The sequence below is a fragment of the Mesorhizobium delmotii genome, assembly GCF_900149755.1.
Lineage (GTDB): Bacteria > Pseudomonadota > Alphaproteobacteria > Rhizobiales > Rhizobiaceae > Mesorhizobium > Mesorhizobium delmotii.
In genome coordinates, this window is sequence record NZ_FUIG01000092.1 from 59,674 (window position 1) to 86,180 (window position 26,507).

The following is a 26,507-nucleotide window of genomic DNA, read 5'->3' on the forward strand; positions in this document are numbered from 1 at the left end:
TTACACCTGAAGTATCGAGGAAACGAGAAGCTGGGTGTAGGGCGCGCGCGGGTCGTCGAGCACGCGGTCGGTGAGGCCGCTTTCGACGACGCGGCCGTCCTTCATCACCATCATGCGTTGCGACAGCAGACGCGCCACCGCAAGGTCGTGGGTGACGACGATCGCCGCCAGGCCGAGATCGGTGACCAGGCCGCGCAACAGGTCGAGCAGGCGCGCCTGCACGGAAACGTCGAGACCGCCGGTCGGCTCGTCCATGAACACCAGCCGCGGCCCGGTGACGAGGTTGCGGGCGATCTGCAGGCGCTGGCGCATGCCGCCGGAAAAGGCGCGCGGTTCGTCGTCGATACGGTCCTCGTCGATCTCGACGCGCGACAGCCAGTCGACGGCGGTAGCTCGGATTTTCCCATAGTGGCGGTCGCCGACCGCCATCAGCCGCTCGCCGACATTGGCCCCGGCTGAAACCGTCATACGCAGCCCGTCGGCCGGGTTCTGGTGGACAAAACCCCAGTCGGTGCGCATCAGGAAGCGGCGCTCGGCCTCGCTCATGCGGTAGAGCTCGCGGAACTGGCCGTCGCGCATGCGGTAGCTGGCGGTGCCGGAGCTCGGCAGCAATCTGGTCGACAGGCAGTTGAGCAGCGTCGTCTTGCCGGAACCGGATTCGCCGACCACCGCCAGCACCTCGCCTGGCCACAGGTCAAAGGTGACGTTCTCGCAACCGACGCGCGAGCCGTAGAACTTGGACAGCGCGGAAACGCGCAGCAACGGTTCCTCGGTCATTGCGCCGGCTCCATCGTTTCAGGCGCAAGGTGGCCGCGATGGCCTTGTTTGCGCCGCTTCTCGCAATGGTCGGTATCGGAGCAGACGAACATGTGGCCGCCATGGTCGTCGAGGATGACCTCGTCGAGATAGACGTTCTCGGCCGCGCACAGCGCGCAGGGCTGGTCGAATGTCTGCACCTCGAACGGATGGTCCTCGAAGTCGAGGCTGACCACATCGGTGAAAGGCGGCAGCGCATAGATGCGCTTCTCGCGGCCGGCGCCGAACAGTTGCAGAGCCGGCGAACGGTGCATCTTCGGATTGTCGAACTTCGGCGTCGGCGAGGGATCCATCACATAGCGGCCCTCGACCTTGACCGGATAGGCGTAGGTGGTGGCGATGCGGCCGTGCCTGGCGATATCTTCGTAGAGTTTTACATGCATGAGACCGTATTCCTCCAGCGCATGCATTTTGCGCGTTTCTGTCTCGCGCGGCTCGAGGAAGCGCAGCGGCTCGGGAATCGGCACCTGATAGACCAGCACCTGGCCTGCGGTCAGCGGGTGCTCGGGGATGCGGTGGCGGGTCTGGATAATGGTCGCCTTGGCCGTCTCGGTGGTCACGGCGACATTGGCGACCTTCTTGAAGAAGGCGCGGATCGAGACGGCATTGGTGGTGTCGTCGGCGCCCTGGTCGATGACCTTGAGCACATCGTCGGGGCCGATAATCGAAGCGGTGACCTGGACCCCGCCGGTGCCCCAGCCATAAGGCATCGGCATTTCACGTGAGGCGAACGGCACCTGATAGCCGGGAATGGCGATGCCCTTGAGGATCGCCCGGCGGATCATCCGCTTGGTCTGCTCGTCGAGATAGGCGAAGTTGTAGGTGGCGATGTCGGTCGGTTGTGCGGTCATTCCGCGGCCTCCCTTTTTTCTTCGACTTTGCCGGCGCTTTCGCGGGCATCGTGCTCGGCGCGCATGCGGCGCACCAGGTCGAGCTCGGCCTGGAAGTCGACATAGTGCGGCAGCTTGAGGTGCTCGACGAAGCCGGTCGCCTGGACATTGTCGGAATGCGAGATGACGAACTCCTCGTCCTGGGCAGCGGCGACGACGTCTTCGCCGAATTCGGTTGCACGAAGAGCGCGGTCGCAGAGCGCCATGGCCATCGCCTTGCGCTCGCTCTGGCCGAAGACGAGGCCGTAGCCGCGGGTGAATTGCGGCGGCGCCTTGGCCGAGCCCTTGAACTGGTTGACCATCTGGCACTCGGTGACACGCACGGAGCCGAGCGGTACGGCGAATGGCAGCTCCGGCACGTCGAGTTCCAGCTCGACCTCGCCGATGCGAACCTCGCCGACGAAGGGATGGTTGCGGGCATAGCCGCGCTGGGTGGAGTAGCCGAGTGCGAGGAGAAAACCCTCATCGCCGCGTGACAGCGCCTGCAGGCGGATGTCGCGCGCCATCGGGAATTCCAGCGGCTCGCGGGTGATGTCACCCGGGATATGGTCCTGCGGCATGTCGCCATCAGGCTCGATCAGGCCTTCGCGGGCGAGGATGGCGGAGACGCGCGGCATGGCTTCCGCCTCGCTGGCGCGCTGCAGCGGCTCGGCGACATCGCCGCCCGCGGCAAGCTCGGGATCGAGCAACCGATGGGTGTAGTCGAAGGTCGGGCCGAGAAGCTGGCCGCCGGGAAGATCCTTGTAGGTCGCCGACACGCGCCGCTCGACCAGCATCGCGCCGGTGTCGATCGCCCTGGTGTAGCCGAAGCGTGGCAGCGTGGTGCGATAGGCGCGAACCAGGAAGATCGCTTCGATCATGTCGCCGCGCGCCTGAACGATGGCCAGCGCCGCCAATTCGCGGTCGTAGAGCGAACCTTCGCTCATCACCCGGTCGACGCCGAGCGCCAACTGCTCGACGATCTGGTCGAGGCGAAGCGCCGGCACGGAACGGTCGCCGCGGCGGCGGTCGGCGAGCAGGGCGTGGGCGTTGGCAATGGCCGCTTCACCGCCTTTTACTGCGACATACATATCACGCCTCCATCGTCTTGATGCGTGTCGTGCGCGGCAGGCAGGCAACGCCTTCCGGGGTGGCGAGGATAATGTCGACACCACGGGGAAAACGCTGATTGTTCTGCTTCCATTGTTCGACGAAGTGGCGCGGCATCTGCGCTGGCGCGATTGTCGCGGTTCTTTCGATGCCAGGACCTTCGAGCAGCAGCGGGGCGCCTGAGACGAGATTGCTCACCTGCAGGATCAGCGTCGTCGAGCGGTCGGGATAGTCCTGTGTGCCTTGTGAAAAGCCGTCGAGCGCCATCATCTCGCCCGGCGTGGCGATCAGCGCGAAATGCGCATCGGCTGGCGTGTGGGCCAGTGGCGCGCCGGAGTGGAAGCCAAGCCAGGATTTTATCGCTGCCGGGGCCTGCAAAACGAGATCGAGCCAGAGCGGCGTGTCGTTGTCGCACAGCGCCAGCGCGATGGCGCCCGCGGTGGCCGACAGCGGCGCCGGCGGGCGGGCAAAGACCGGCAGGGGCTGCAGGGTGCCCGGCCGCGCCATCGCATCCATCACGGCGCGGAACACCGTCTGGGCGTCGAACACCGGATCGGCAAAACCGCCCTCGATCGCTTGCGTCGCGATGTCCATCAGTCTTCTCCGCGTACCATGGTGAAGAAATCGACCTTCGTTGCCGCCGTCTCGGCGCGCCGCCGCTCACGTCCGCTGGCCAGCGCGGCCTGCAGCGGCGCAATGAGTTTGGTCTCGACCTCGTTGCGGCGGGTGGGATCCTGCCAGAGCGCGTCGGCGATCGCCGCCAGTTTTGCTTTCTGCTTGTCACGGCCGAGTGCGTAGCAGTGGCCGACTTCTCCTGAGGCAAGCCGCACCGTCGCGCGGGTGACCGTCGCCTCGCCGACGTTGAACGGCGCGCCGCCGCCGCCGATGCGGCCACGCACGGTGACCAGGCCGGTTTCGGGACCGCGCAGGAGTTCTGCTTCCGAAGGCAGGCCGGCTTCGTTCCAGAGGCGGACGATATCGTCGCCGGTCGATTGCGCCAGCGTCTCCATGACGGCCTTGCGCTCAAGCTGCTGATCGCGCGCTTCCTGTCCTCGCATGGCCGCCATTCCTTTCTCGCCGCAAAATTTGTATAATGATGTAGACAATTATACAAATAATACTTATTTTCTAGTGCGTGTCCATGACGGATGGATGACAAAGATCGGGGCAAAGAGATGATCGGTCAGCAAATGGCCAACAGCTTGGAGCGGCGCAGCGGCGTCTCGCTGTGGCGGCAGATCGCCGACCAGATCCTGCGTTCGATCGCCGTCGGCGACTTTGCCGAGAATGCTGCGTTGCCACCGGAAGTTGCACTGGCCGAGCGCTATGGCGTCAACCGCCATACGGTGCGCAGCGCCATCGCCGCACTGGTGCAGGAGGGCGTACTCAGGGCCGAGCAGGGGCGTGGCACTTTTGTGCTGTCGCGCAAGCGCCTGTCCTATCCGATCGGCGCGCGCACCCGTTTTTCGGAGGGCTTGCAAGGGCAGGCGTCGGAGCGCCGCAGCGTGCTGCTCGAATCGGCGGTCGAGCCGGCCAGCCGGCGCGTCGCCGAAGGGCTGGGGCTTGCCAAGGGTTCGAATGTAATTCGCCTCGAGACGCGCGGCGAAGCCGATGGGCAACCGGTCTCGCGTGCCACCGGCTGGTTCGACGCGGCTCGCTTCGCCGGCATCGATGCCGCCATGGCCGAAACCGGATCGGTGACCGCCTCATTCCAGCGTTTCGGCATCGGTGACTATCTCAGACAATCGACGGTGTTGTCGGCCCGCCACGCGGACGCCGCCGACCTTGCCGATCTCGATCTGCAGCCCGGCGCCATCGTGTTGGTCACGGTCGCCGTCAACGTTAGCCCGGACGGCGAGCCGATCCAGTTCGCCGAAACGCGGTTCCCGGCTGAGCGGGTCGAGCTCAAGATATCGGCGCTTTAAGGTGTGCTGATATTCAGGTGAGGCCGGCCTGCAAATGGCTGATACCTGCGCTTCCGGTACTCACGTACCCAAAAAGTACGCTGCGTTCCGGTTCTCGGAACCCACCTGTTTGGTCGCTTCGCGCCCGTCTTCGACTCCGACTCGGCCTGACCCGAATCTCAACAGACCTTGGTGCATCTTTGTAGCCAAGTGGAACAAAAACAAACCGGATGCCCTGTTTTGACGCATCTCGCTTTAGGGCGTTCCGGTTTCATCCGACCTGGATGACGGCCTTGATCAGACCGGATTTCTCATGCGCCCAGCGGGCGAGGTCGCGCGGTGTGTCCAAAAGCGTCGTGCGATGGGTGACGAGCTTTGCCAGCGGCACCGCGCCGTTGCGGATCGAAGCGGCGACATGGTCGAAATCGGCGCGCAGCGCGTTGCGGCTGCCGATGAGCGTCATCTCGCGCTTGTGGAATTCAGGATCGGAAAAGATGATGTCGTCCTTGACGACGCTGACCAGGACCAGCGTCCCGCCATGCGCGACATGGGCGAAGGCCGAACGGACGGACTGGGTGTTGCCGGTGGCATCGAAAATCACGTCAAAACCTTCGCCGCCGGTCGCCTCCTTCACCAGATCGGTCGCAGACTGCCGTGAACCGTCGAGCGTGGCGAAGCCGAGTTCACTTGCGGCAAAACCCAGTCTTTCCGCACTCATGTCGAGCAGCGTCACGTCGAGACCGCCGATGCGGGCGAACAGCGCCGTGCCGAGGCCGATCGGCCCGGCGCCGATGACCAGCGTGTGCGCGCCGGGATCTGTTAGCGAGCGCCGCACGGCGTGCGCCCCGATCGCCAGGAATTCGACGGCGGCGGCATCAGCCAGCGACAGGCCGTTTGCCGGATAGAGATTTTGCGCCGGCACCAGGATCCGCTCGCACATGGCGCCGTCGCGGTGGACGCCGAGCACCTCGATCCTGACGCAGCAATTCGGCTTGCCTTGGCGGCAGGCGATGCATTTTCCGCAAGCGAGATACGGGTTGATGATGACCGGGTCGCCGAGGGCCAGATCGACGCCTTCGCCAGCCTCGATCACAGTGCCGGAGACCTCGTGACCCATGATGCGGGGATAGGCGAGGAATGGATGCTTGCCCTCGAAGATGTGATAGTCGGTGCCGCAGATGCCGACATGACTGACCGCGACCAGCGCCCAGCCCGGCGGTGGTGTGCCCGGCGCCGGGCGGTCTTCCACAACAAGATTGCCGGGCGAACGGCAGATGACGGCTTTCATGTTTTGATCCAGTCGGTTCATGGCACCGCCGGCCCGATCGCCGGGCCGGCGGTTGTTAAGATGGTCTACTTGCCGCGGCGGCGCAGGCCGTCGAAATAGACGATGACGATGATCAGCACGCCGGTAATGATGCGCTGCCAGAAGGCATTGACGTTCAAGAGATTGGCGCCGTTGTTGATGGTGGCGAGGATGAAGGCGCCGAGCAGCGGTCCGTGCACCGAGCCGACGGCGCCGAACAATGAGGTGCCGCCGATCACCGACGAGGCGATCGCCTGCAACTCCCAGCCCTCGGCCTGTGTCGGATTGCCGATGCCGATGCGCGAGGCAAGCAGCACGCCGACAAAAGCCGCACAGAGGCCCGACAGCGTATAGGCCATGTAGATGGTACGCTGGACGTTGACACCGGACAGACGCGATGCCTCGGCGTTGGAGCCGACCGAGAACAGATACCGGCCCCAGCGGCTGTGATGCAGGAAGACATACGCCGGGATGCCGACGAGGATCACCATCCAGAACAGATTGGGGACGCCGAGAAACGAGCTGCGCGAAAACAGTTGGAAGGCGTCATTGTTGATCGAGATCGAGTTGCCGTTGGTCATCAACAGGCCGATGCCGCGCAGCGAGGTCAATGTCGCCAGCGTGATGATGAAGGGCGGCAGGCCCATCTTGACGATGCCGAAACCGTGGAACAGACCGATGGCGACGCCGACCAGCAAGGTGATCAGGATGGCGAGGAAAATCGGCACGCCGGCATTGATCAGCATTGCCACGATGACGGTTGCGAAGCCAACGACGGCGCCGACGGAAAGGTCGATACCTCCGGTGATGATGACGAAGGTCTGGCCGACCGCCAGGATGGCGATCATCGAACCTTGCCGCAGCAGGTTCGAGATGTTGTTGGCGGAGGCGAAGCTCGGCGTCGCCACCGACAGGATGACCCACAACAATACCAGCAGCGCCAGCAGTGTCAGCCCGAACAGGGCGTTGTAGTTGCGTTTCGGCCTTTCGGCCGGTATCGCCTCGGTGCTCATATCTGTCCTCCCGGGTTTTCTTGTTTCTCGGCCAGCGCTTGGGTGAGGATCTCCTCATGGTTGGCGGTGTGGAAACCATGAGTGGCCACCAGTTTGCCGCGCCGGAACACATGCAGTGTGTCGGCCAGTTCATAGACCTCGGGCAGATAGGACGAGATGAGGATGATGCCGGCGCCATTGGACAAAAGCGCACTGAACAGGCGGTAGATCTCTGCCTTGGTGCCGACATCGACGCCAACTGTCGGCTCGTCGAAGATGAACAGCTTGGCGCCGTGAGCCAGCCATTTGCCGATGACGATCTTCTGCTGGTTGCCGCCGGACAGGCTGGAGGCGAGCGCGTTGCGCGTCGGCGTCTTGATTCTGAGATTAGCGATCTGGCGATCGGCCTCGATCTTCTCCTGTGCGCTGGAGATCAGCAGATTGCTGGAGATGCGCTTGTAGATCGGCAGATTGAGATTGAGGCCGACCGGCAGGTTGAGGCAGAGGCCCTGGTCGCGGCGGCTTTCCGGCGCCAGCGCCATGCCGAGCCTGATAGCGTCATGCTCGGAGTTGACCTGAACCGCCTTGCCCTCCCAGAGGATCTGGCCGGCCGACCTGCGATGACGGCCGTAGAGCGTGGTGACGAACTCGCTGCGCCCGGCGCCGATCAGGCCGTAGAGCCCGACGATTTCGCCGGCACGGACCGTCATCGAGATATTTTCGAAGCCCTTGCCGGAGAGATTTCTGGCTTCGAGGAGCGTCGCGCCCAGGGTAAAATGCTCCTTGTGATAGACTTGCTCGATCGAGCGGTTGATCATCATCTTGACCAGCTCGGCGTCGTTGGTCTCGGCGATGTTCCTGGTGCCGACAAGCGTGCCGTCGCGCAGCACCGAGACGCGGTCGGCGAGTTCGAACACCTCTTCCATGCGGTGGCTGATGTAGATGATGGTGACGCCTTCGCCCTTCAGCCGGCGGATCAGCTTGAACAGCTGGTCGGCTTCCTTCCGGGTGAGATAGGCAGTCGGCTCGTCGAAGATCAGGAACTTGGTGCCGCGCACGGTGGCGCGGGCGGCGGCGATCAGCTGCTGCTGGCCTATGGTCAGGTCACCCAGCACGACATGCGCCGGCAGATCGAAGCCGAGATCGTCGATGATCTTCTGCGCTTCCCTGACCATGGCCCGCTGCTGCAGGATGCCGAAGCGGGAAGCCTCCTCGCCGAGGAACATGTTGGCCGCGACAGTGAGATGGCGGCACAGAACGACCTCCTGATGCACGGCATTGATGCCGAGCGCCATCGCCTCATGCGGCGTCGCCAATGCGGCGGGCTTGCCCTCCCAGATGACGTCGCCGGAGGTGCGCGGCATGACGCCGGTCAGCAGCTTGATCAGGGTGGATTTGCCGGCACCGTTCTCGCCGACGATGGCGTGGATTTCACCGGACTTGAAGGCAAGGTTAATCGGCTTCAGCGCGTGCGTGCCGGGATACTGCTTTTCCAGTCCCTTGAGTTCGAGGATCGTCCTGCCCGGTTCCAGCCTTGGGGCCGGATGCAGGTCCTGCGCCGTCGACGTCATGACAATCCTCCCAGATCGGCCTCACGAGTGGCACGAGTGTAGGTTTCCGGGGCAAAAAGCCCCGGAAACGGTGCGCCAATGCCGATGCTCAGTCGAGCTTCGGATTGAGCAGCGCGTCGATCTTCGGATCTTTCATGTTAGCCTTGGTGACAAGGTTGGCGCCCGTGTCGACATTGGCCTCGACCTTCTCGCCCTTCGAGGCAGCGAGCGCCGTCTTGATGCCGTCATAACCCATCCGGTACGGATCCTGGACGACGAGGCCGGAAATGACGCCGTCATTGAGGAACTTGACCAGCTTCTCGTCGCTGTCGAAGCCGATCAGCCCGACCTTGCCGGCAAGGCTGTTCTCGGCGATCGCCTGACCGACGCCCTGCGCCATGATCAGGTTGGAGGCGAAGATGCCCTTGAGGTTCGGGTTGGCGGTGATCAGGTCGGTCGCGATGTTGAGGCCGGTGGTGGCCTGGCCGTCGGCATATTTGTCGGCAATGAGCTTGAGGCCCGGATATTTGGCGGCTAGCTGTTCCTTGAAGCCCTGGGCGCGCTGCTCGAGCGAGCCTGCACCCGGAAGCGCGGTGATCAGGGCGACGTCGCCCTCGATTTTGCCGCCATTGGCTTCGCCGATCGCGGCCGCCAGCCCGTCAGCGGCGACGCGGCCGCCCTGAATATTGTCTGTGGTCAGGAACGAGGTGAAGGCCTTGGAGTCAGCGCCGGAGTCGATGCCGATGATCTTGACGTTGGTGGCTGCCTCGTCGATCGGCTTGCCGAGCGCCTTGGCCTCGGTCGGTGCGATGACCACGGCAGCCGGGTTGCCGGCGACGGCGTTTTCAAGGATCGAGATCTGGCCGTTGACGTCGGTCTCCGCCTGGGCGCCGAGTTCCGGCACGTTGACGCCGAGGTCCTTGCCGGCCTTGCGCGCGCCGGCCAGGACGATCTGCCAGTAGAAAGAGGTGGTGTCCTTGACGATGATCGGAATGGTTACGTCCGCCGCCGAAGCCGGCGCCGAATGCATCACGCCGGCAAGCATCGAGGCGGCGGCGAGCGCCACGAATGCGCGGCGGTTGAGAATGCTGGTCACGAATTTCATTAGACTTCCTCCCTAAGTCGCCCGGTGGACGTGCGGAAGCTCGGTTTGGATAGGCGCTGGCCAAACGGAACTTTATCAATAAAAAACATTTACCGCATTTTGATAATGCATAGGTTAGGTCGACGCAAGCGGTGTTTCGTATCGGTCTCCATATGGCTAGACCGGAAGGGAGTGCCGATCCTCATTGGAAACCCTCCAGATCCTCTCCGAAAAGGAATGGAATATTAATTCCAACAACTAGTCAAGATGGAATATTCATTCTTTTCTTGAGGGTACGATTATGACGCCTCCTGACCGCACCGTCCGCCGTTAACCAGCGGAGGCCGCAGCGCATCAGCCAAGTTTCTGAACGACCGTATAAGGATCATATTTGGCGAATTCTGTTTCGGGTACTTGGATGTCGAGCAGTTGGAGATTTCGTTCCAGATTGGCCGGTTTGGCGGTGCCCGTCAGCACAGAAGCCACCACAGGCTCGTGCAGCGGGAACTGGAACGCCGCCGCGGCAAGCGGATAGCCGCCCTCGGCGGCGATTTTTTCCATAGCACCGACGCGGTCGAGAATGTTCTGGGTGGCCGGCAGGTAGTCGAAATGCGCACCCGGCACCGGGCCGGTCGCCAAGATGCCGGAATTGAAGACGCCACCGATGATCAGCGAGGTTTGCCGTTGCCGGCAAAGCGGCAGCAATTCGGCTTCGGCGGTGCGGTCGAGCAGCGAATAGCGGCTGGCAAGCAGGATGCAGTCGAGCGGCGCCTGGCGCAGCACATCGAGACAGATCTGCACCTCGTTGACGCCAAGGCCGTAGGCGGAAATGACCTTGGACGACTTCAGCTCTTCCAGCGCCTTCAGCCCGCCATCCATCAGCTGGCGGAAATGCAGCTTCGTTTTCTCGACGCCATGCGTGTAGACGCCGATGTCGTGGACGAACAGGATGTCGATTCGATTGAGGCCAAGCCGCGCATAGCTGAACTCGACCGAACGCATGATGCCGTCGTAGGAATAGTCATAGTCGAGCGCAAAGGGCAGCGGATCGACATAGGAATGGTCCGGAATCTGATCTTCCGGCACCGGCCGGAACAGGCGCCCAACCTTGGTCGACAGCACGTAGGAATCCCGCGGCTTGTCGCGCAGGAAATCGCCGAAGCGGCGTTCCGAGAGGCCGAAGCCGTAGAAGGGCGCCGTATCGAAATAGCGCAAGTCGGCATCCCAGGCGACCTGCAGCGTCTGCATCGCCGCCTCGCGCGGGCAAGCTCGGTAGAGGCCGCCGACCGCCGCGCCGCCGAAGCTGACCTCGGTTATTTCCAGCGCGGTGCTGCCGACACAGCGTTTCTTCATGCAAAGCCTCCCACCGGCCATTTGCCTGGCCCGTCTATGTCTTAAGTCAGTTAGTGGCTGGTCTAGAGGGTCGCTCCGAGGTGCCAGGGCACGAACTCGTTGTCGCCGTAGCCGAAGTCCTCACTCTTGGTCTTGCGGCCGGAAGCCGTCTCGACGATCAGTTCGAAGATCTCGCGGCCCATGCCGGCGATGGTCTTTTCGCCCGAGGCGATGACGCCGCAATTCACGTCCATGTCCTCTTCCATCACGTGGTACATGGTCGAGTTGCTGGCGACCTTGATCGACGGTGTCGGCCGGCAGCCGAAGCAGGAACCGCGGCCAGTGGTGAACACGATGACGTTGGCGCCGCCCGCGACCTGGCCGGTGGCGGAGACCGGGTCGTAGCCGGGCGTGTCCATGAACACCAAGCCGTGCCCGGTGACCTTCTCGGCATAGCCGAAGACACCGTTGAGCGGCGTCTGGCCGCCCTTGGCGACCGCGCCCAGCGACTTCTCCAAAATGGTGGTCAGGCCGCCGCGCTTGTTGCCGGGCGACGGATTGTTGTCGATGGAAGCGCCGTGCTTGGCGACATGGTCTTCCCACCACTTCACATAGCCGTCCAGCTTGGCGGCGATCTCCGGGCTCGCCGCACGGTAGGCCAGCAGATGCTCGGCGCCGTAGATTTCCGTTGTCTCGGAGAGGATGCCGATGCCGCCGACGCCGGCCAGGATATCGACAGCGGCGCCCAGTGCCGGATTGGCGGTGATGCCGGACATGCCGTCCGAGCCGCCGCATTGCAGGCCGACGACGATCTCGCTGACCGGGATCGGCTCACGCTCAAGCTTACCGACCTCCTCGGCGATCTCGGCCAGCACCAGCATCGCCTTTTCGACCGATTTGCGCGAACCGCCGGCTTCCTGGATGTTGAAATGGCGTTTCCCCGCGGCGACGCCCTTCTGGCCATAGAGGGTGAGTTGGTTGACCTCGCAGCCGAGGCCGACCATCAGCACGCCGCCGAAATTCGGATGGCGGGCATAGCCGGCCAGCGTGCGGTGCAGCACCATCATGCCGTCGCCGGTGGCGCTCATGCCGCAGCCCTGGCCGTGGACGATGGGAACGAAGCCGTCGATGCCCGGATATCTGGGAAGCAGCGTGCGGTTCGCCTCGTCGGCGATGGCGTGGCAAACGGTGGCCGAGCAATTGACGCTGGCGAGAATGCCGATGAAGTTGCGCGTGCCGGCACGGCCGTCGGCGCGACGGTAGCCCATGAAGGTGCGGGCGCGGTCGGCCTCGGTCGCGTGCACGGCTTCGCTCGGCGGCACCACCGGCAAACGCCCGGACTCGAATACCAGATTGTGCGAATGGACATGCTCGCCGGGCGCGATGTCCTGGGTGGCGCGGCCGATCGCTTGAGCGTATTTGACCACGGCCTCGCCGGCGGCGATCGGCTTGATCGCCACCTTGTGGCCGGGTTCGATCAACGCCGTGGCGACGGCACCGCCCGGCAGCACAGCGCCGATCTCGATGCGGCCATTGGCGACCGCGACATTGTCGGCGGGAGACAGAAGAATGCTGTTTGCGGCGTTCACTGGCAGTTTCCTGGGTGTTCCTGGGATGGGCAAGCGGATTGACATGCGCCTGTTAAAAGATAATGTCTTTTATCGTGAAAAAACAGTTTTGCGTCAATTGTTTTTTCGTGACGACGCCGCGCATTCTTATGGATGTGCAGAGGACCGGGCACCGGAATCAGGGCTGACTTCTGAAGAGCAATTCGGCTTTTTGGGGGCCTGCGCTAGGGACGTTTGTCAATATCGCGCTTCAAGCCGGCCGCCGCAAGCGCCGGCGCGCAATGGGGCAGGGATGTCGAAGAGCAATAACGTCTATAAGGACGCCTACAATCGCGGTCTGCGGCTGCTCGATGAAACGAAAAGCCTGCCGTCTGAGCCCGAGCTGGGCGCGCTGCTCGGCGTCAGCCGCACGACGATCCGCACCATCCTTGCGCGCATGGAAGAGACGGGGCTGATCACCTGGAACAAGCGCAGCAAGACGGTTTTGCGCGTGCCGCGGCCGGACGACTTTTTCCCCGAGGAAGAGACCGACACGCTGTCGCAGATCATCGAGCGCTCCTTCATGCGGCGGCTGCTTGCCGGCGGCGCCGAGCCCGGCATGCAGATCAACGAGCTCGAACTGGCGCGCGAGATCGGCGTCGGCACCACCAGCGTGCGCGAGTTCCTGATCCGCTTTTCCCGCTTCGGGCTGATCGAGAAGCGCCGCAACAGCCATTGGGTGCTGAAAGGTTTTACCCGCGCTTTTGCTCTGGAATTGACTGAAATCCGCGAGATGTTCGAATTGCGCTCGGCTAACGCCTTTGCCGCGCTGCCGGAAGACAGCCCGGTGTGGGCCGACCTCGACCTGCTGGAAGACGAGCACCGCCTGCTGGCGCGCGAGATCGCCACGCGCTTCAATGAATTCTCGGAGCTCGACGAGCGCTTTCACCGGCTGATCCATCGCGCGTCGCACAATCGCTTCATCGTCGATTTCTACGACGTCATCGCCATGATCTTCCACTATCACTACCAGTGGAACAAGGCGCAGGAGCGCGAGCGCAACGAAGTGGCGGTCGCGGAGCATCTGGCCTATATCGCAGCGCTCAAATCGCGCGATCTAAGCATGGTCGACGCCGCCTGCCGCAAGCATCTGAAGTCGGCACGGCACACGCTGCTGACGTCGATTCCGGAAGGCCAGCAGCGCCCCGATCGCGCCGCGTTGCCGCAGCAGTGATTTGGCGATTTTCCACCTGCTGAGCCCGTGCTAGACATCTGGCCGTTGCTGCGTGAAGAGGCAGGTCTTTGAATATCCGGCGGAGACGATGGAGCATGCCGGCCGCGTTCGCTGCGGCCTATTTGCTCGTGCTCCAGTCGGCGCTTGGCGCATTCGCCATTGGCATCGGGCCGAATGCTTCGCAACTTGACGCTTTCGGCAATGTCATCTGCACTCAGGAGGGCGCGGCCCAGCTTCCCGGCGGCGATCCACACCAGCAGCATATGCCGGCTTGCTGTGTGCTTGGCTGCGGCATGGCCTCGGCTGTTTACGCGCCGCCGCCCGCTGCCGCCACGCTGCCCGGCAATTTTCCCGTCGAAATCGTCGCCTTTGTGCTGCCGCCGTTCAGGCATCTCGACTTTGCCCGCGACCGCTCTCCGTCGAATCCGCGCGCGCCGCCGGTGACGGCCTGATCCGTCCCAGTTCGCCTTGCGGAATTTTTCGCGGGCGAATTCGTTCAACATCGAAACTGTTCGCGACCGGCCGACGGCGCGATTTCTCAGTTCCTGGAGCTATCATGTCTCACACTTTTCGCGCGCGGCTCGGCCGCATCAGCCGATTCCTGCGCAGCTTCGAGGAGCGACTCGGCGTCACCGTGTTCCTCCTCGCGCTGCTGTTCGTCAGCGCCCAGGCCGTTTTCGCGCATGAGTTCAGGGTCGGCGACCTCGAGATCGTGCATCCCTGGTCGCGCGCCACGCCGCCTGGCGCCAAAGTGGCCGGCGGCTATTTTACCGTCACCAACACCGGCAGTTCGCCGGATCGGCTGCTGTCGATCTCCTCCGATGTGTCGGACAGGACCGAACTGCATGAAATGGGCGTCAAGGACGGCGTCATGACCATGCGGCCGGTCAGCGGCGGCCTCGAAATCCCGGCCGGCGGCAGGGTCGCGCTGGCTCCCGGCGGCTATCATCTGATGTTCGTCGGGTTGAAGCAGCAGCCCAAGCAAGGCGAGACGTTTCCCGCCACGCTGACCTTCGAAAAGGCCGGCACGGTGACCGTCGAGTTCGCCGTCGAAGGCATGGGCGAAATGGGCGGCATGCACGACCATGCCAATTGATCCGGCCAGATCCGCACAATTCAAACTCGAGGAACCATCATGAACAGTTATCTTCTGTCGGCCGGCGCGTTTTTCGTCCTGGGGACAAGTGCTGCCTTTGCCCACATTACCCTGGAAGCGCAGGAGGCGGCGGTCGGTTCGACCTACAAGGCCGTCCTGCGCGTGCCGCATGGCTGTGAAGGCAAGGCGACGACCGCCGTGCGCGTGCAGATCCCGGAGGGAGTGATATCAGTGAAGCCGATGCCGAAAGCCGGCTGGACGCTGCAGGTCAAGAACGGCAGATACGAGAAATCCTATCAGCTCCATGGTCAAGAGGTGTCCAGCGGCGTCAAGGAAGTCAACTGGAGCGGCGGCAGCCTGCCGGACGAGTTCTACGACGAATTCGTCTTCCGCGGGACACTGGCAGCGGATCTGCCGGCAGGCCAAACGCTCTACTTCCCGGTGGTGCAGGAATGCGACGGCGCCGCCGAACGCTGGATCGAGATTCCAGCGGCCGGCCAGGATGAGGACGCGCTGGAATATCCGGCGCCCGGCCTCAAGCTTGCGCCGAAGCAATGATTTTTTGGCGGCGCGCCTTGTTCGAAAGAGCGCGCCGCTGTTTTTGTGACATGAGTGCTGCATCCCTGCTGCGAACGGTCTGCACAGCCGGCCGACCTGCGATCTGCCTGCTGGCTGCGATCGTGCTATTTGCCGCCATTGCCGCGCCAGGTCAGGCCTTCGCCCACGCGGCGCTGGTCACAACCGAACCGACGGACGGCGCCGTGCTGGCGCAGGGCCCGGCGCAGTTCTCGCTGACCTTCAGCGAGCCGGTGTCACCGCTGATGCTGAGCTTGGTGCGGCCTGATGGAACGCCGGTTCCGCTGACGTCGTTTCGGCTCGATGGCCACGCGCTCGACATCGACAATCCGCAAAGGCTCGGATCCGGCACGCATGTGCTGAGCTGGCGGGTGATCTCCGCCGATGGCCATCCGGTCGGCGGCTCGGTGCTGTTTTCCATCGGCGCGCCGAGTGCGGCGCCGGCCGTCTCCGAAGCTGTCGACCGGGGTCTGAGGCCGGCGATCTGGATCGGCAAGGTTTTTCTCTATGTCGGCCTGTTTCTCGGCGTCGGCGGCGCCTTTGCCATCGCCTGGCTGGCGCAAGGCGGGCGTTCCGGCCGCCGCTTCGTCATCGCCGCGATCCTGTGCGGCCTCGTCGCGGCGCCGTTGTCGCTCGGCTTGCAGGGGCTGGACGCGCTCGGGGTACCGCTCGCGCGGCTAGCGCAGCCAGGCGTCTGGCAGGCCGGGCTCGCCACCAGCTTCGGCCGGACGGTGCTGGTCGCGCTGGTGGCGCTCGGGCTGGGCCTGCTGTCGCTGGTCGGACCGCGCGGCGGTGCAAAACTGTTTGCCCTTGCCGGCTTGGCCGGCGTCGGCGCCGCCCTTGCCGCCAGCGGGCATGCAAGTGCCGCCGAACCGCAATGGCTGACACGGCCGATGGTGTTTCTGCACGGCGCCGGCATTGCATTCTGGGCCGGGGCGCTGGCGCCGCTCGGTCTCGCCATGAGGCGGAAGCCGGCCGAGGCCGCGCCTTTCCTGAATCGGTTTTCCCAGGCGATCCTGCTTGTCGTGGCCGTGCTTGCGGCCACCGGCTTCGTGCTGGCTGTCATCCAGGTGCAGGCGCCCGCAGCTTTGCTCGAAACCGCCTATGGCCGGCTGCTGCTGGTCAAGCTGGCGCTGCTGTTGTTTCTGTTCACTCTGGCCGCCATCAACCGCTGGAAGCTGACCGGTCCGGCGGAAGCGGGAGAGACGGAAGTACAGACGAGGCTGGTCCGCTCGATCGGCATTGAGATGCTGATCGTTCTGGCGATTTTTGGCGTTGCCGCCGGCTGGCGCTTCACGCCGCCGCCACGCGCCCTGGCGATCGCTGCGGCGCAGCCGGCATCGGTGCATATACACACGCCCAAGGCGATGGCCGACCTCAGCATCACACCCGGCCATGTTGGGCCGGTTGCGGCGTCGATCGTCATCATGACCGGCGATTTTGGCCCGCTCGACGCAAGCCAGGTGACGCTGGTGCTGTCAAAACCCGACTCCGGCATCGAGCCGATCAAGCGCGCAGCGACAAAGCGCGGCGACGGCACCTGGCGCGTCGACGGTCTCGTCGTCCCGGTTCCCGGCCGCTGGACGGCCCGGCTCGATATTCTCGTCTCGGATTTCGAGGTGGTGAAGATAGAGGCGCCGATCGATATCAGATGATGAGGCCCAGCCGGCAGTCTGCGAACCACAATTCGGCGAGGCGGTTGACGCGGCCTTGAAGGCCCGTCATTCATTTCGGCAAGAACGGGCATCCCGACAAGAATGGTCATCGCCGCAAAATCGCGGCCTAGCAAAAGATCCGAAAGCAGGGAAGAAAACGATGGAAAAAGCCGAAATCGGCCTGATCGGCCTTGGCACGATGGGCTCCAACCTGGCGCTCAACATCGCCGAGAAGGGGCACCGCATAGCCGTTTTCAACCGCACCGCGGCACGCACCGACGCCTTTGTCGAGAATGCCGGGGCTCTCAGGGATATGGTCGTGCCCTGCTACAGCCTGGAGGAACTCGCCGCCGCCATCCGGCCGCCGCGGCCGATCATCATCATGGTGCTGGCCGGCAAGCCGGTCGACGAGCAGATCGCGGCACTGCGCGGCGTGCTGTCGGCCAACGACATCGTCATCGATGCCGGCAACGCCAATTTCCGCGACACGATGCGGCGCTTCTCCGAGCTTTCCGATTCGGGTCTCACCTTCATCGGCATGGGCGTGTCCGGCGGCGAGGAGGGCGCGCGCCATGGACCGTCGATCATGGTCGGCGGCACGGAACAGTCCTGGAAACGCGTCGAAAAGGTGCTGACCGCCATTTCGGCCAAGTTCAGGGATGAGCCCTGCGCGGCATGGCTTGGCACCGATGGTGCCGGGCATTTCGTCAAGACCATCCACAACGGCATCGAATATGCCGACATGCAGATGATCGCCGAGATCTACGGCATTTTGCGCGACGGCTTAAGCATGGGGCCGAGGGAGATCGCACAGGTGTTTGCCGGCTGGAACAAGGGCCGGCTCAACTCCTATCTGATCGAGATCACCGCCAAGGTGCTGGCCGCCGACGATCCGAAGACGGGCAAGCCGGTGGTCGATATCATCCTCGACCGCGCCGGCCAGAAGGGCACCGGCAAATGGTCGGTGATCGAGGCGCAGCAACTCGGCATTCCGGCCACCGCGATCGAGGCCGCGGTGGCGGCGCGCGTCCTTTCGTCGATCAAGGACGAGCGCCTGGCCGCTGAAAAGGCCTATGGCAATGACGGTGTGACCAAGATTTCCGGAGACAAGGACGCGCTTCTTGGCGATCTCGAACTGGCGCTGTTCGCCGGCAAGATATCAGCCTATGCGCAAGGCTTTGCGGTGATGAACGGCGCGTCGAAGGAGTTCAACTGGAACCTGCCGATGCCGACCATCGCCAAGATCTGGCGGGCCGGCTGCATCATCCGCTCGCAATTGCTGGACACGATGGCGGAAGCCTTCGGCACCGGCGGGGCGGCCACCAATCTTTTGATGGCACCGGCCTTCATCGCGATGATGCAGGAGGCGCATCCATCGCTCCGGCGCATCGTGGCAAGGGCGTCGGAATCCGGCTCGCCGGTGCCGGCGATGTCGTCGGCGCTTGCTTATTTCGACAGCTACCGCCAGGGCCGCGGCACCTCGAACCTGATCCAGGCGCAACGCGATTTCTTCGGCGCCCACGGCTTCGAACGCATCGACGGGCCGGGCGCTTTCCATGGCCCTTGGGGGAGCGGAGCGGCAGGCTAGCGCCTTCATCTCGGCCGTTTGGGCTAGCTTTGCCACTTCCTGTAAGCAGACATTGACAGGAAACATTTGGAGGTCGCGGTTGCGCCAACAGCGGCCGTGTGAGGCGACATCTGTGAACGCCCGGTGCCGATGATGCAAAGCGGTCGTTCGTTCTCCGCCAGGCGTACTACCAGGCGAACCGACTCTTACCCGAATTTCAATTGTGAATCGATTTGGCTGCTCCAGTACCGAACTCGTCGTCGTTTCGAAGCGCGGTTGGTCGCCGGCGCCGATCTGCTAAACTCCCCGCAGAAATGGAGCGAAGCAGATTGGCGGTTTTGATATGCGCCAAAAGAGGTGGTCTGTCGCGGATGTGGCGAGGGAACTCGAACGAGGCCGCAAGTCCTACAAACGGCATGCCTGGGCCGAAGCCTACCAAGCACTCTCGCTCGCCGATAAAGTGGTTCCGCTGGCCGTCGAGGATCTCGAGCTGCTGGCGATGTCGGCGTATATGATCGCTCGGGATGACGACTATCTGAGAGCGCTTGACCGTGCCTACCACATCTATCTGGATGCGGGCGAAAGTGTGCGCGCGGTTCGCTGCGCCTTCTGGCTGGGTTTGCGCCTGCTCTTTAGAGGAGAGACGGGCCGCGCGACCGGATGGCTCGCCCGTGCCAAGCGGCTTATCGAATGCGAGGAGCGCGATTGCGTTGAAGCGGGCTACCTGCTGTTGCCGGTGGTGCAGCAGCATATCGACGCCGGGGAATGGGAGGCCGCGTATGCCGCCGCGGGCAATGCCGCCGAGATCGGCGATCGCTTCGGAGAGGCAGACCTGATCGCCTGCGCCCGCCACCTGCAGGGCTTGGTTCTGATGCAACAGGGGCAGGTCGAGCAGGGGCTCAGGCTGCTAGACGAGGCCATGCTCGCGGTCACAGCTGGAGAGCTGTCGCCGCTGGTCACGGGTTTGATCTATTGCAGCGTGATCGACGGCTGTCAGCAGGTATACGCGGTGGACCGTGCCCGCGAATGGACGACCGCCCTTGCGCGGTGGTGCGAGGCACAACCCGAGATGGTCAGCTTTACTGGCAAGTGCCTGGTGCATCGCGCGGAAATCATGCAGCTGCACGGCGCCTGGCCGGAAGCGCTCGTAGAGGCGCGCCGCGGCTGCGAGCGTTTCGAAAAGGGCATCGATCCTCAGCGCCCCGCCTCGGCCTTCTATCAATTAGCGGAGATACACCGACTCCAGGGCGACTTTACAGCGGCCGAGGAGGCATACCGGAGCGCGAGCCGTTGGGGCTGGGAACCGCAGCCTGGCTTGGCCTTGTTACGGATGGCGCAAGGACGCGTTGAGATTGCGGCGGGAGCGATCCGACGCGTCGTCAGTGCTACTACCGACCCATTGCAGCTGGCAAGGCTCTTGCCCGCCTGTGTCGACATCATGTTGGATGCGGGCGAAATCGAGGTTGCTCACGCTGCCTGCCAGACACTAAAGGAAATAACTGATCGCTTCGACACGGGCCTTCTTGGTGCGATTGCTGCCCACGCCCAAGGCGCTGTGGAACTGGCCGAAGGCGACGCTCAGGCTGCGCTGGGCTCGCTGCGCCGAGCTTTGCAGGGGTGGGAACAAGTCAAGGCGCCGTACATGGCCGCACGCACGCGTTTGCTGGTGGGGCTGGCCTGCCGCGCTCTGGCGGACGAGGAAGGAGCAAGTTTGGAACTGGATGCGGCCTGCGCCGTGTTCGAACAGTTGGGAGCCGTGCCGGATCTCGCCCGGCTTGAATCGCTTAGAAAGGGTCCACTGTCCGCTCATCCCCACGGACTGACGCCGCGTGAGTTGCAGGTCCTTCGGCTAATTGCCACCGGCAGGACGAACAAGGTCATCGCCGCCGAGCTGTTCTTGAGCCAGCGGACAGTCGACAGGCACGTAAGCAACATCTTCACCAAGCTCACCCTTCCTTCGCGGGCGGCCGCGACGGCCTACGCATACGAGCACAAGCTGATCTGAATCGATCGGCCATACTGGGCGAAACTACCCATGCGGCGGTTGGCGCAAATTGGGTGATTTTGCCGAAGCGGCGCTGTGGCGATCCGTCCTAACGTCGATTTGCGGATCAACACCGTAGATGCGAGCAGGAGGACGCCATGTCCGAGATACAAGCGCGGATGGCCGCTCAGGAGCCAGCAGAAGGGCATCGCGGTCGCCGGTTTGTCGGCAGGCAGGCTCGTGAACGGCTGCTGGCGGAGATGCCTGTCACCGAGCGACGGCTGGAACTGGCTGGCATTCCGACCGCCGTGCTGGAAGGCGGAGACGGCCAGCCAATCATCCTGCTGCATGGACCGGGAGAGCACGCGGCCAAGTGGATGCGGGTCATCCCGGACCTGGTGACGACACATCGCGTGGTTGCCCCCGACTTGCCGGGTCACGGAACGACTGATGTACCTGACGGCCCGCTGAGCACCGATCGCGTACTCGCGTGGCTCGGCGAACTGATCGAGCGAACCTGCCCGATATCGCCGACGCTGGTGGGGCAAATTCTTGGCGGCGCCATAGCAGCGCGCTTCGCCAGCCACCGGAGCGACCGACTCAGCCGGCTCGTTCTTGTCGACACGCTCGGCCTGGGGTCATTCCAGCCGACGCCGGAGTTCGAGCTCGCCTTGACCGACTTCATGGCGGGGCCGACCGAGGAGACGCACGACACGCTCTGGCGCCAATGCGCCTTCGATCTGGACCGCATGCGTGATCGGATGGGTGAGAGCTGGGAGTGGTTGAAGGCGTACAACCTCGATCGGGCCCGCGCGACGAACTTGCACGCGGCGCAGCACAGCCTCATGACGCAGTTCGGGATGCCCGCGATCCCGCCAGCGGACCTCATGCGGATCACGGTTCCCACGAATCTGATCTGGGGCAGGCACGACCTCGCGACGCAACTGGCGATCGCCGAGTCAGCGAGCACCCGCTACGGATGGCCGCTACATGTGATCGAGAACGCCGCCGACGATCCTCCCATCGAGCAGCCCGAAGCTTTTCTGCGGGCGTTGCGCGAGGCGCTCGAAACTTCGACGGGACGGGGAAACGTCACATGAACATGAGCGCCATCGACATCGCTGGTCTCGAGGGTGGGCGCGTCAACCTGACCTCAAAGCAGCTCGACGAATTGGAGGCGCGCCTCGAGGGGCCGCTGCTGCGCCCCGGCGATGGGGGCTGGGATGATGCTGTACTGATCTGGAACGGCATGGTGGCGAAGGTCCCGGCGCTCGTGCTCCAACCGACTTCGGCCCACGACGTCGCCGCGGCCGTGGGATTCGCACGTGACCACCGGCTGCTCCTCAGCGTGAAGGGCGGAGGCCACAACATCGGCGGAACTTCGATCACCGAGCGCGGCTTGGCGCTCGATATGACCCGCATGCGCGACGTCACAGTCATACCCAATGCCAAGCTCGCGCACGTCGGGCCCGGGTGTCTGCTCAAGGACGTCGACCGCGCGACACAGAAGCACGGGCTGGCAACTGTGCTCGGCTTCATATCCGAGGTTGGCGTCAGCGGCTTGACCCTCGGCGGCGGCTTGGGATACCTGACGCGTCGGTTCGGTTGGACGGTCGACAACCTCGAGGAGGTCGAGATCGTCACTGCGGACGGCGAGATCCGCACCGCCAACCGCCAGGAGAATGCCGACCTGTTCTGGGCGATCCGTGGCGCCGGTGCCAACCTCGGCGTTGTCACCCGGTTCACCTTCCACCTGCACGAAGTCGGCCCGACCGTCTACGGCGGACTCATCGCGTGGCCCTTCGACCGGGCCGAAGAGATCCTCCGAGCCTACAGAAGGATCACCACCGAGGCGCCCCGGGAATTGGCCGTGTGGCTGAACCTCCTCCGTGCCCCGGCGGCGCCCTTTGTGCCAGAGCAGTGGCACGGGGAGCGGATCTGCGCGTTGGTCGTCTGTTACAGTGGCGACCTGGGCAACGTCGACGAGGTGTTCGCACCCATGCGGGCGTTGTCCGACCCCGTCGTGGATCTGCTTCAGGAGCAGCCCTATACGCAAGTGCAGTCCTACCTCGACGCGGCAGAGCCGAAGGGCAACCACTACTACTGGAAGACCGAGTATGCCGCCGAGCTGAGCGACGGCCTCCTGTCGACCTGGCGGGACTTGGCCGCCGCGTGTCCCATCCCGGAAGCGCAGCTCGGAATCCTCCACCTCGGTGGAGCCCTCAACGAGCACGACGGGGACGACGGGGCCGTCGGGAACCGGGACGCCCGCTATGCCTGCGGCGTGATCGGCATCTGGAAGCCGGAAGAACCCGAGGCGGACACGTTCCCGCAATGGGTCCGCGACGCATGGAAACGGATCCGACCCTTCTCAACCGGCGGCAACTACATCAATTTCCAGACCGCCGACGAGGACGAGGAGCGCATCTGGGCGACGTACGGCGCCAACTTCGACCGTCTCGTCGAGGTCAAGAAGAAGTACGACCCGGACAACGTGTTTCGCTCAAACCGGAACATCGCGCCTCGAACCCGAGCCGGGAATGCGTGAGCGAAAGCGAACCACGGCGTCGAACAAAGATCGAGGTCTATTTCATTGAGGCGGGCACGGGCCCGCTGGTCGCTCGCGTTCATTCGAGCATGTCCGGAGCACGGCTGATGGACGATTTCCGCAACCGGTTCCACGTCCGCGCGCGCTTCCTGAGATCTTCGGCGATTGAGGATGCAGAAGTCCAGTGCGAATGTCCTCTCCCAACGCAAAGCGATACAAACGTATCCCTCAAGCGGCTGGAGTGAATGACGGCTCGTCACCACCAATCCGGACCTTCGATGTGGTGCGACTGAACGGCCGATAGGGTGAAGGTTTTTCAACGCGGGCCGATGTCGATCCAGCCCCAACCCTCGTGCCACGGCCCGCATCGAAAAACCTTCACCCAGGCCGACCTTCATCAACCCATTTTGCTACTCGATAGCCGACATTCCTTCCTTCACGCATGCGAAAAGATCCAGGCGTAACTGTTGGTGCAAGCTTCGCCATCTCGCGCGAGCCCGACGCCCTCCCAGTTGACGATCACATGGTCGCCATCCGCCCAAACGCGTGTGCTGACCGGCCTGGCAGGCTTGGAAAGCCGGGTTGCAAACGGACGAACGGCGCGCTCATGGATTGATCGCGACCTTGAAAGAGGCCCGCGCTCGGGCCGGAGCCCTCGATCGTCCAGTTGACGTCCAGAGCAAGAATGTCGGTGAAGAACGTCGTTCCACCGGCCGCCCAGCGACCGAACGCCTCGGTGACGACTTGCTTGTTGCGGGTCTCGACGTTGGCCTCGAGAGGCTATCGCCGCATTCGACGACAGAGTGGCGCCGACCAGCACCGTGAGTGCCAACAGGGTCGCGCGAGACGGTGGTGAATTCATCATACTTACTCCTTCATGGCGATGGTTCTTCGATCGTCGAAATCGGGGAACGAGCAGGTGGTCGGCTTCAGCTGCCGTCGCTCAGAGGGAAGGCCTCTTCACCTGCTATCGTCGCGATCGGCTCGTAGTAATCCCATTCGCCTCTCGACTGCCTGGGCGCTTTGACGCGAAGCAGGTACATGTCGTGCAGCATCGTCCCGTCTTCGCGCAGTCGGCCATTCCTGACATACATATCGTCAAAGGTGGTGCTGCGAAGATGCGCGAGGACGACGTCGGGATCGGTGCTGTTCGTCGCTGCGATGGCTTTGAGGTATTGAAGCGCGGCCGAATAGTCGGCGGCCTGAAGTGAAGAGGGCATGCGTTGCTGTCGCGCGAAGAAGCGCTCGGCCCAGCCCCGCGATTCAGCATCGCGTGTCCAGAACCAGCTGTCCGCCAGGTACAGCCCTTGCGCCGCTTCAAGGCCCATTTCGTGGATGTCGTCGATGAAGGTGAGGAGACCGACCAACTCCATCTGATGGGTCAGGTTCATTTTCTCCATCGCCGCCATCGCTTTCAGCAGTTCGGCATGGCCGTTGGCAAGACCCAGAACCTCTGCGTGGCTGTCGCGCGCCGCCGCAAGGTACGGCGTGAAGTCATCCTCACCGTGAGGATTCCTGACCGAGCCGACGATCGTTCCACCCGCAGCCTCGACTGCGGAGGTGCCATGCGCCTGAAGTTCCCGTCCGAATGGATAATCGGCGGTGACGTAGAACCACCGTTTCAGTCCTTGGCGTGTCAGTCCAAGCCCTGGAACGGTAGCAAGCGCGACAGTGCTGTATGCGTACTGAATAATGGAAGGTGCTGCGCGTTCTCGCGTCTGAACCGATGTGCCGGCGCCAACGACAAAGATCGGCTTGCCATGGCGGGCTGCGACCGCTGTCATCGCCAGACTGGTGTCCGAGTTGACGCCGCTGATCACCATATCGACACCGTCGTCTGCATGCCATTTCCGAGCAATTTCGGCGGCGATCTGCGGATCGTTGCGGTGATCGCCGAGAAGCAGTTCAACACGTCGGCCGGCAACGGTCCCCCCCATGTCTTCGATAGCCATTCGGATGGCCTCTGCGCCGGCGGGGCCGTCAACCCCTTGGTAAGGGCCGGTGAGGTCCGTGCAGAAGCCGATTTTGATGGCGGTGTCAGGCATTTCCGCACGCTTTTCTTGTGCCCATGATGATTGCGGAAGCATTGCTGTGATCGCTGCCGCGGCAGTTGCTTTGATGGTTTGCCTTCGGTTCATGTTTGTTTTCCTCGCCGTGAGTGTTCGTTCACTCGTGTCTTGTAATGTCTCTCATCGTTCATAGCGGGCAACCGATGCGCCACCGAAGATGAGTTGCTGAACCATCGGGCGGCGGACGAAGCGGCTGGGGAAGATCGGATCCGGAGCACTCGCCCTGTCGAGTCGATCGAGATATTTGGGCGATAGCGCGACGTCGATAGCGGCGAGGTTGTCCTCAGCCTGGGCGAATGTACGCGCGCCCATGACGGGCGAGATGACCGCCGGCTTTTGCGAGTAGCCATGCGATCGCCACCTGCGATGGTGTCGCTCCGAGGTCCTGCGCGATGGCGCGAACAACCTCTGCAATCTCGATCGAATGCTCGGTGAGGTGACCGGACGAGGCGATGACGCCCTTCCGAGTTGACGATATACTAGCCTCGGCGGATTCGGTGGATCATCAAGCCCGCGCATCACCTCATCAGGCTGCGTCGTCAGATCCCAGCCGTGAAGGTAGAACAAATCGATGTGGTCGGTATCGAGCTGCCGCAGGCTCTGCTCCAGCGGGCGCACCATGTTCAGCCGGTGATTGCCGCCTGAGTTCGGATCGCCCGGATGGCGGGCCATGGTGAATTTTGTTGCGAGGACGATCCGCTCGCGCCTCTCCTTGATGAAACGCCCGAGGATGCGCTCCGAGGCGCCGTCGGTGTAGTTCACGGATGTGTCGACGAAGTTGCCGCCCCTGTCGACGTAAAGATCGAAGATCCGGCGCGCCTCGTTTTCATCGGCGCCCCACACCCAGTCCTCACCAAAGGTCATCGTACCAAGCGAGATCGGGGACACACGTAGCCCGGAGCGTCCGAGCAAACGGTAAGTATCGAGAGAAGTCATAATCCGTAACCCCGGGTATGTTCGGAGATACAGATAGGGCCCGGTGACGGGCGAAACAATTTGCTCAATGATAACCAGCTTGGTAAACCGTGCTAACCAATGGCTGTCGATCTGAACCTCGTTTCCGTCTTTCTCGCAGTCGCAGAAGCAAAAAGCTTCCGCGGCGCTGCCGAACGGCTGGGGGTCACCCGCTCGGCGGTGAGTCAGGCGATTCGTAGGATGGAATAACTAACTTAGGACCACACCTGTCGATCCACTCTCGGCCCCAAACCGGGCTGCTCTGCGCCCATGGCAGTCATTCCTGCCGTCCAGTCCATTCACCAAAAGCGGAC

The 26,507-nt window shown here is 63.4% G+C and carries 23 protein-coding genes and 1 pseudogene; 11 read left to right on the forward strand and 13 right to left on the reverse strand.

Annotation, left to right across the window (positions count from 1 at the left end; all coding sequences use genetic code 11):
* Genes phnK through phnG form a run of 5 tightly spaced genes read right to left on the reverse strand, consistent with a single transcriptional unit; the run spans position 1 to position 3,853 of the window.
* Positions 1 to 777: a phosphonate C-P lyase system protein PhnK gene (gene phnK / locus BQ8482_RS34730; protein WP_123151673.1), complete on the reverse strand. Its 777-nt coding sequence runs from the start codon at positions 775 to 777 to the stop codon at positions 1 to 3.
* Positions 774 to 1,667, reverse strand: coding sequence for an alpha-D-ribose 1-methylphosphonate 5-phosphate C-P-lyase PhnJ (locus BQ8482_RS34735; RefSeq protein WP_123151674.1), 894 nt, complete (start codon positions 1,665 to 1,667; stop codon positions 774 to 776). The genes phnK and BQ8482_RS34735 overlap by 4 nt, the downstream gene beginning before the upstream one ends.
* Positions 1,664 to 2,776, reverse strand: a complete 1,113-nt coding sequence (locus BQ8482_RS34740) for a carbon-phosphorus lyase complex subunit (RefSeq protein ID WP_123151675.1) — start codon at positions 2,774 to 2,776, stop codon at positions 1,664 to 1,666. The genes BQ8482_RS34735 and BQ8482_RS34740 overlap by 4 nt, the downstream gene beginning before the upstream one ends.
* 1 nt (position 2,777) lies before the next feature.
* Positions 2,778 to 3,389: a phosphonate C-P lyase system protein PhnH gene (gene phnH, locus BQ8482_RS34745; RefSeq protein ID WP_123151676.1), complete on the reverse strand. Its 612-nt coding sequence runs from the start codon at positions 3,387 to 3,389 to the stop codon at positions 2,778 to 2,780.
* Positions 3,389 to 3,853: a phosphonate C-P lyase system protein PhnG gene (gene phnG, locus BQ8482_RS34750; RefSeq protein ID WP_123151779.1), complete on the reverse strand. Its 465-nt coding sequence runs from the start codon at positions 3,851 to 3,853 to the stop codon at positions 3,389 to 3,391. The genes phnH and phnG overlap by 1 nt, the downstream gene beginning before the upstream one ends.
* 117 nt (positions 3,854 to 3,970) lie before the next feature.
* Here phnG and phnF point away from each other — a divergent pair, with 117 nt between their 5' ends.
* A complete protein-coding gene (gene phnF / locus BQ8482_RS34755; RefSeq protein ID WP_123151780.1) occupies positions 3,971 to 4,720 on the forward strand; it encodes a phosphonate metabolism transcriptional regulator PhnF in 750 nt (249 codons plus the stop codon).
* Between the two features lie 250 nt (positions 4,721 to 4,970).
* Here the strand turns inward: phnF and BQ8482_RS34760 are convergent, their stop codons facing one another.
* From BQ8482_RS34760 to BQ8482_RS34785, 6 genes are all read right to left on the reverse strand, one after another.
* Positions 4,971 to 5,987, reverse strand: a complete 1,017-nt coding sequence (locus BQ8482_RS34760) for a zinc-binding alcohol dehydrogenase family protein (RefSeq protein WP_123151781.1) — start codon at positions 5,985 to 5,987, stop codon at positions 4,971 to 4,973.
* A gap of 65 nt (positions 5,988 to 6,052) precedes the next feature.
* On the reverse strand, positions 6,053 to 7,018 hold the full coding sequence (locus BQ8482_RS34765) for an ABC transporter permease (RefSeq protein WP_123151677.1): 966 nt from the start codon (positions 7,016 to 7,018) through the stop codon (positions 6,053 to 6,055).
* On the reverse strand, positions 7,015 to 8,568 hold the full coding sequence (locus tag BQ8482_RS34770) for a sugar ABC transporter ATP-binding protein (protein ID WP_123151678.1): 1,554 nt from the start codon (positions 8,566 to 8,568) through the stop codon (positions 7,015 to 7,017). Before BQ8482_RS34770 ends, BQ8482_RS34765 begins: the two co-directional genes overlap by 4 nt.
* Positions 8,569 to 8,656: 88 nt before the next feature.
* On the reverse strand, positions 8,657 to 9,652 hold the full coding sequence (locus tag BQ8482_RS34775) for an ABC transporter substrate-binding protein (protein WP_027153111.1): 996 nt from the start codon (positions 9,650 to 9,652) through the stop codon (positions 8,657 to 8,659).
* Positions 9,653 to 9,985: 333 nt separating this feature from the next.
* The gene (locus tag BQ8482_RS34780; RefSeq protein ID WP_123151679.1) at positions 9,986 to 10,984 is read right to left on the reverse strand and encodes an aldo/keto reductase; all 999 of its coding nucleotides are present in this window, start codon (positions 10,982 to 10,984) and stop codon (positions 9,986 to 9,988) included.
* A 62-nt stretch (positions 10,985 to 11,046) separates the two neighbouring features.
* Positions 11,047 to 12,552: a UxaA family hydrolase gene (locus BQ8482_RS34785; RefSeq protein ID WP_123151680.1), complete on the reverse strand. Its 1,506-nt coding sequence runs from the start codon at positions 12,550 to 12,552 to the stop codon at positions 11,047 to 11,049.
* A 271-nt stretch (positions 12,553 to 12,823) separates the two neighbouring features.
* Between BQ8482_RS34785 and BQ8482_RS34790 the strand changes: the two genes are divergently transcribed.
* From BQ8482_RS34790 to BQ8482_RS34830, 9 genes are all read left to right on the forward strand, one after another.
* Positions 12,824 to 13,744: a GntR family transcriptional regulator gene (locus BQ8482_RS34790; protein ID WP_123151681.1), complete on the forward strand. Its 921-nt coding sequence runs from the start codon at positions 12,824 to 12,826 to the stop codon at positions 13,742 to 13,744.
* A 95-nt stretch (positions 13,745 to 13,839) separates the two neighbouring features.
* On the forward strand, positions 13,840 to 14,196 hold the full coding sequence (locus BQ8482_RS34795; RefSeq protein WP_123151682.1) for a DUF2946 family protein: 357 nt from the start codon (positions 13,840 to 13,842) through the stop codon (positions 14,194 to 14,196).
* A gap of 104 nt (positions 14,197 to 14,300) precedes the next feature.
* Positions 14,301 to 14,840, forward strand: a complete 540-nt coding sequence (locus BQ8482_RS34800; protein ID WP_123151683.1) for a copper chaperone PCu(A)C — start codon at positions 14,301 to 14,303, stop codon at positions 14,838 to 14,840.
* A gap of 39 nt (positions 14,841 to 14,879) precedes the next feature.
* The gene (locus tag BQ8482_RS34805; RefSeq protein WP_123151684.1) at positions 14,880 to 15,398 is read left to right on the forward strand and encodes a YcnI family copper-binding membrane protein; all 519 of its coding nucleotides are present in this window, start codon (positions 14,880 to 14,882) and stop codon (positions 15,396 to 15,398) included.
* A gap of 50 nt (positions 15,399 to 15,448) precedes the next feature.
* Complete coding sequence (locus tag BQ8482_RS34810; protein WP_123151782.1) at positions 15,449 to 17,071, forward strand: copper resistance CopC/CopD family protein; 1,623 nt, start codon at positions 15,449 to 15,451, stop codon at positions 17,069 to 17,071.
* Positions 17,072 to 17,231: 160 nt separating this feature from the next.
* Complete coding sequence (gene gndA, locus BQ8482_RS34815) at positions 17,232 to 18,659, forward strand: NADP-dependent phosphogluconate dehydrogenase (RefSeq protein WP_123151685.1); 1,428 nt, start codon at positions 17,232 to 17,234, stop codon at positions 18,657 to 18,659.
* 352 nt (positions 18,660 to 19,011) lie between these two features.
* The gene (locus BQ8482_RS40230; protein ID WP_280178898.1) at positions 19,012 to 20,643 is read left to right on the forward strand and encodes a LuxR C-terminal-related transcriptional regulator; all 1,632 of its coding nucleotides are present in this window, start codon (positions 19,012 to 19,014) and stop codon (positions 20,641 to 20,643) included.
* 137 nt (positions 20,644 to 20,780) lie between these two features.
* Positions 20,781 to 21,722, forward strand: a complete 942-nt coding sequence (locus BQ8482_RS34825; RefSeq protein ID WP_123151687.1) for an alpha/beta fold hydrolase — start codon at positions 20,781 to 20,783, stop codon at positions 21,720 to 21,722.
* The gene (locus BQ8482_RS34830; RefSeq protein ID WP_123151688.1) at positions 21,719 to 23,170 is read left to right on the forward strand and encodes an FAD-binding oxidoreductase; all 1,452 of its coding nucleotides are present in this window, start codon (positions 21,719 to 21,721) and stop codon (positions 23,168 to 23,170) included. Before BQ8482_RS34825 ends, BQ8482_RS34830 begins: the two co-directional genes overlap by 4 nt.
* Before the next feature lie 929 nt (positions 23,171 to 24,099).
* Here the strand turns inward: BQ8482_RS34830 and BQ8482_RS34845 are convergent.
* Together BQ8482_RS34845 and BQ8482_RS34850 are read right to left on the reverse strand one after the other, a co-directional pair.
* Complete coding sequence (locus tag BQ8482_RS34845) at positions 24,100 to 25,308, reverse strand: ABC transporter substrate-binding protein (protein WP_123151690.1); 1,209 nt, start codon at positions 25,306 to 25,308, stop codon at positions 24,100 to 24,102.
* A gap of 51 nt (positions 25,309 to 25,359) precedes the next feature.
* Positions 25,360 to 26,175: an aldo/keto reductase gene (locus tag BQ8482_RS34850; protein WP_244603109.1), complete on the reverse strand. Its 816-nt coding sequence runs from the start codon at positions 26,173 to 26,175 to the stop codon at positions 25,360 to 25,362.
* A gap of 99 nt (positions 26,176 to 26,274) precedes the next feature.
* Between BQ8482_RS34850 and BQ8482_RS34855 the strand changes: the two are divergent.
* Positions 26,275 to 26,400 (forward strand): annotated as a pseudogene (locus BQ8482_RS34855) (helix-turn-helix domain-containing protein); the annotation flags it as partial.
* Positions 26,401 to 26,507: the final 107 nt, after the last annotated feature.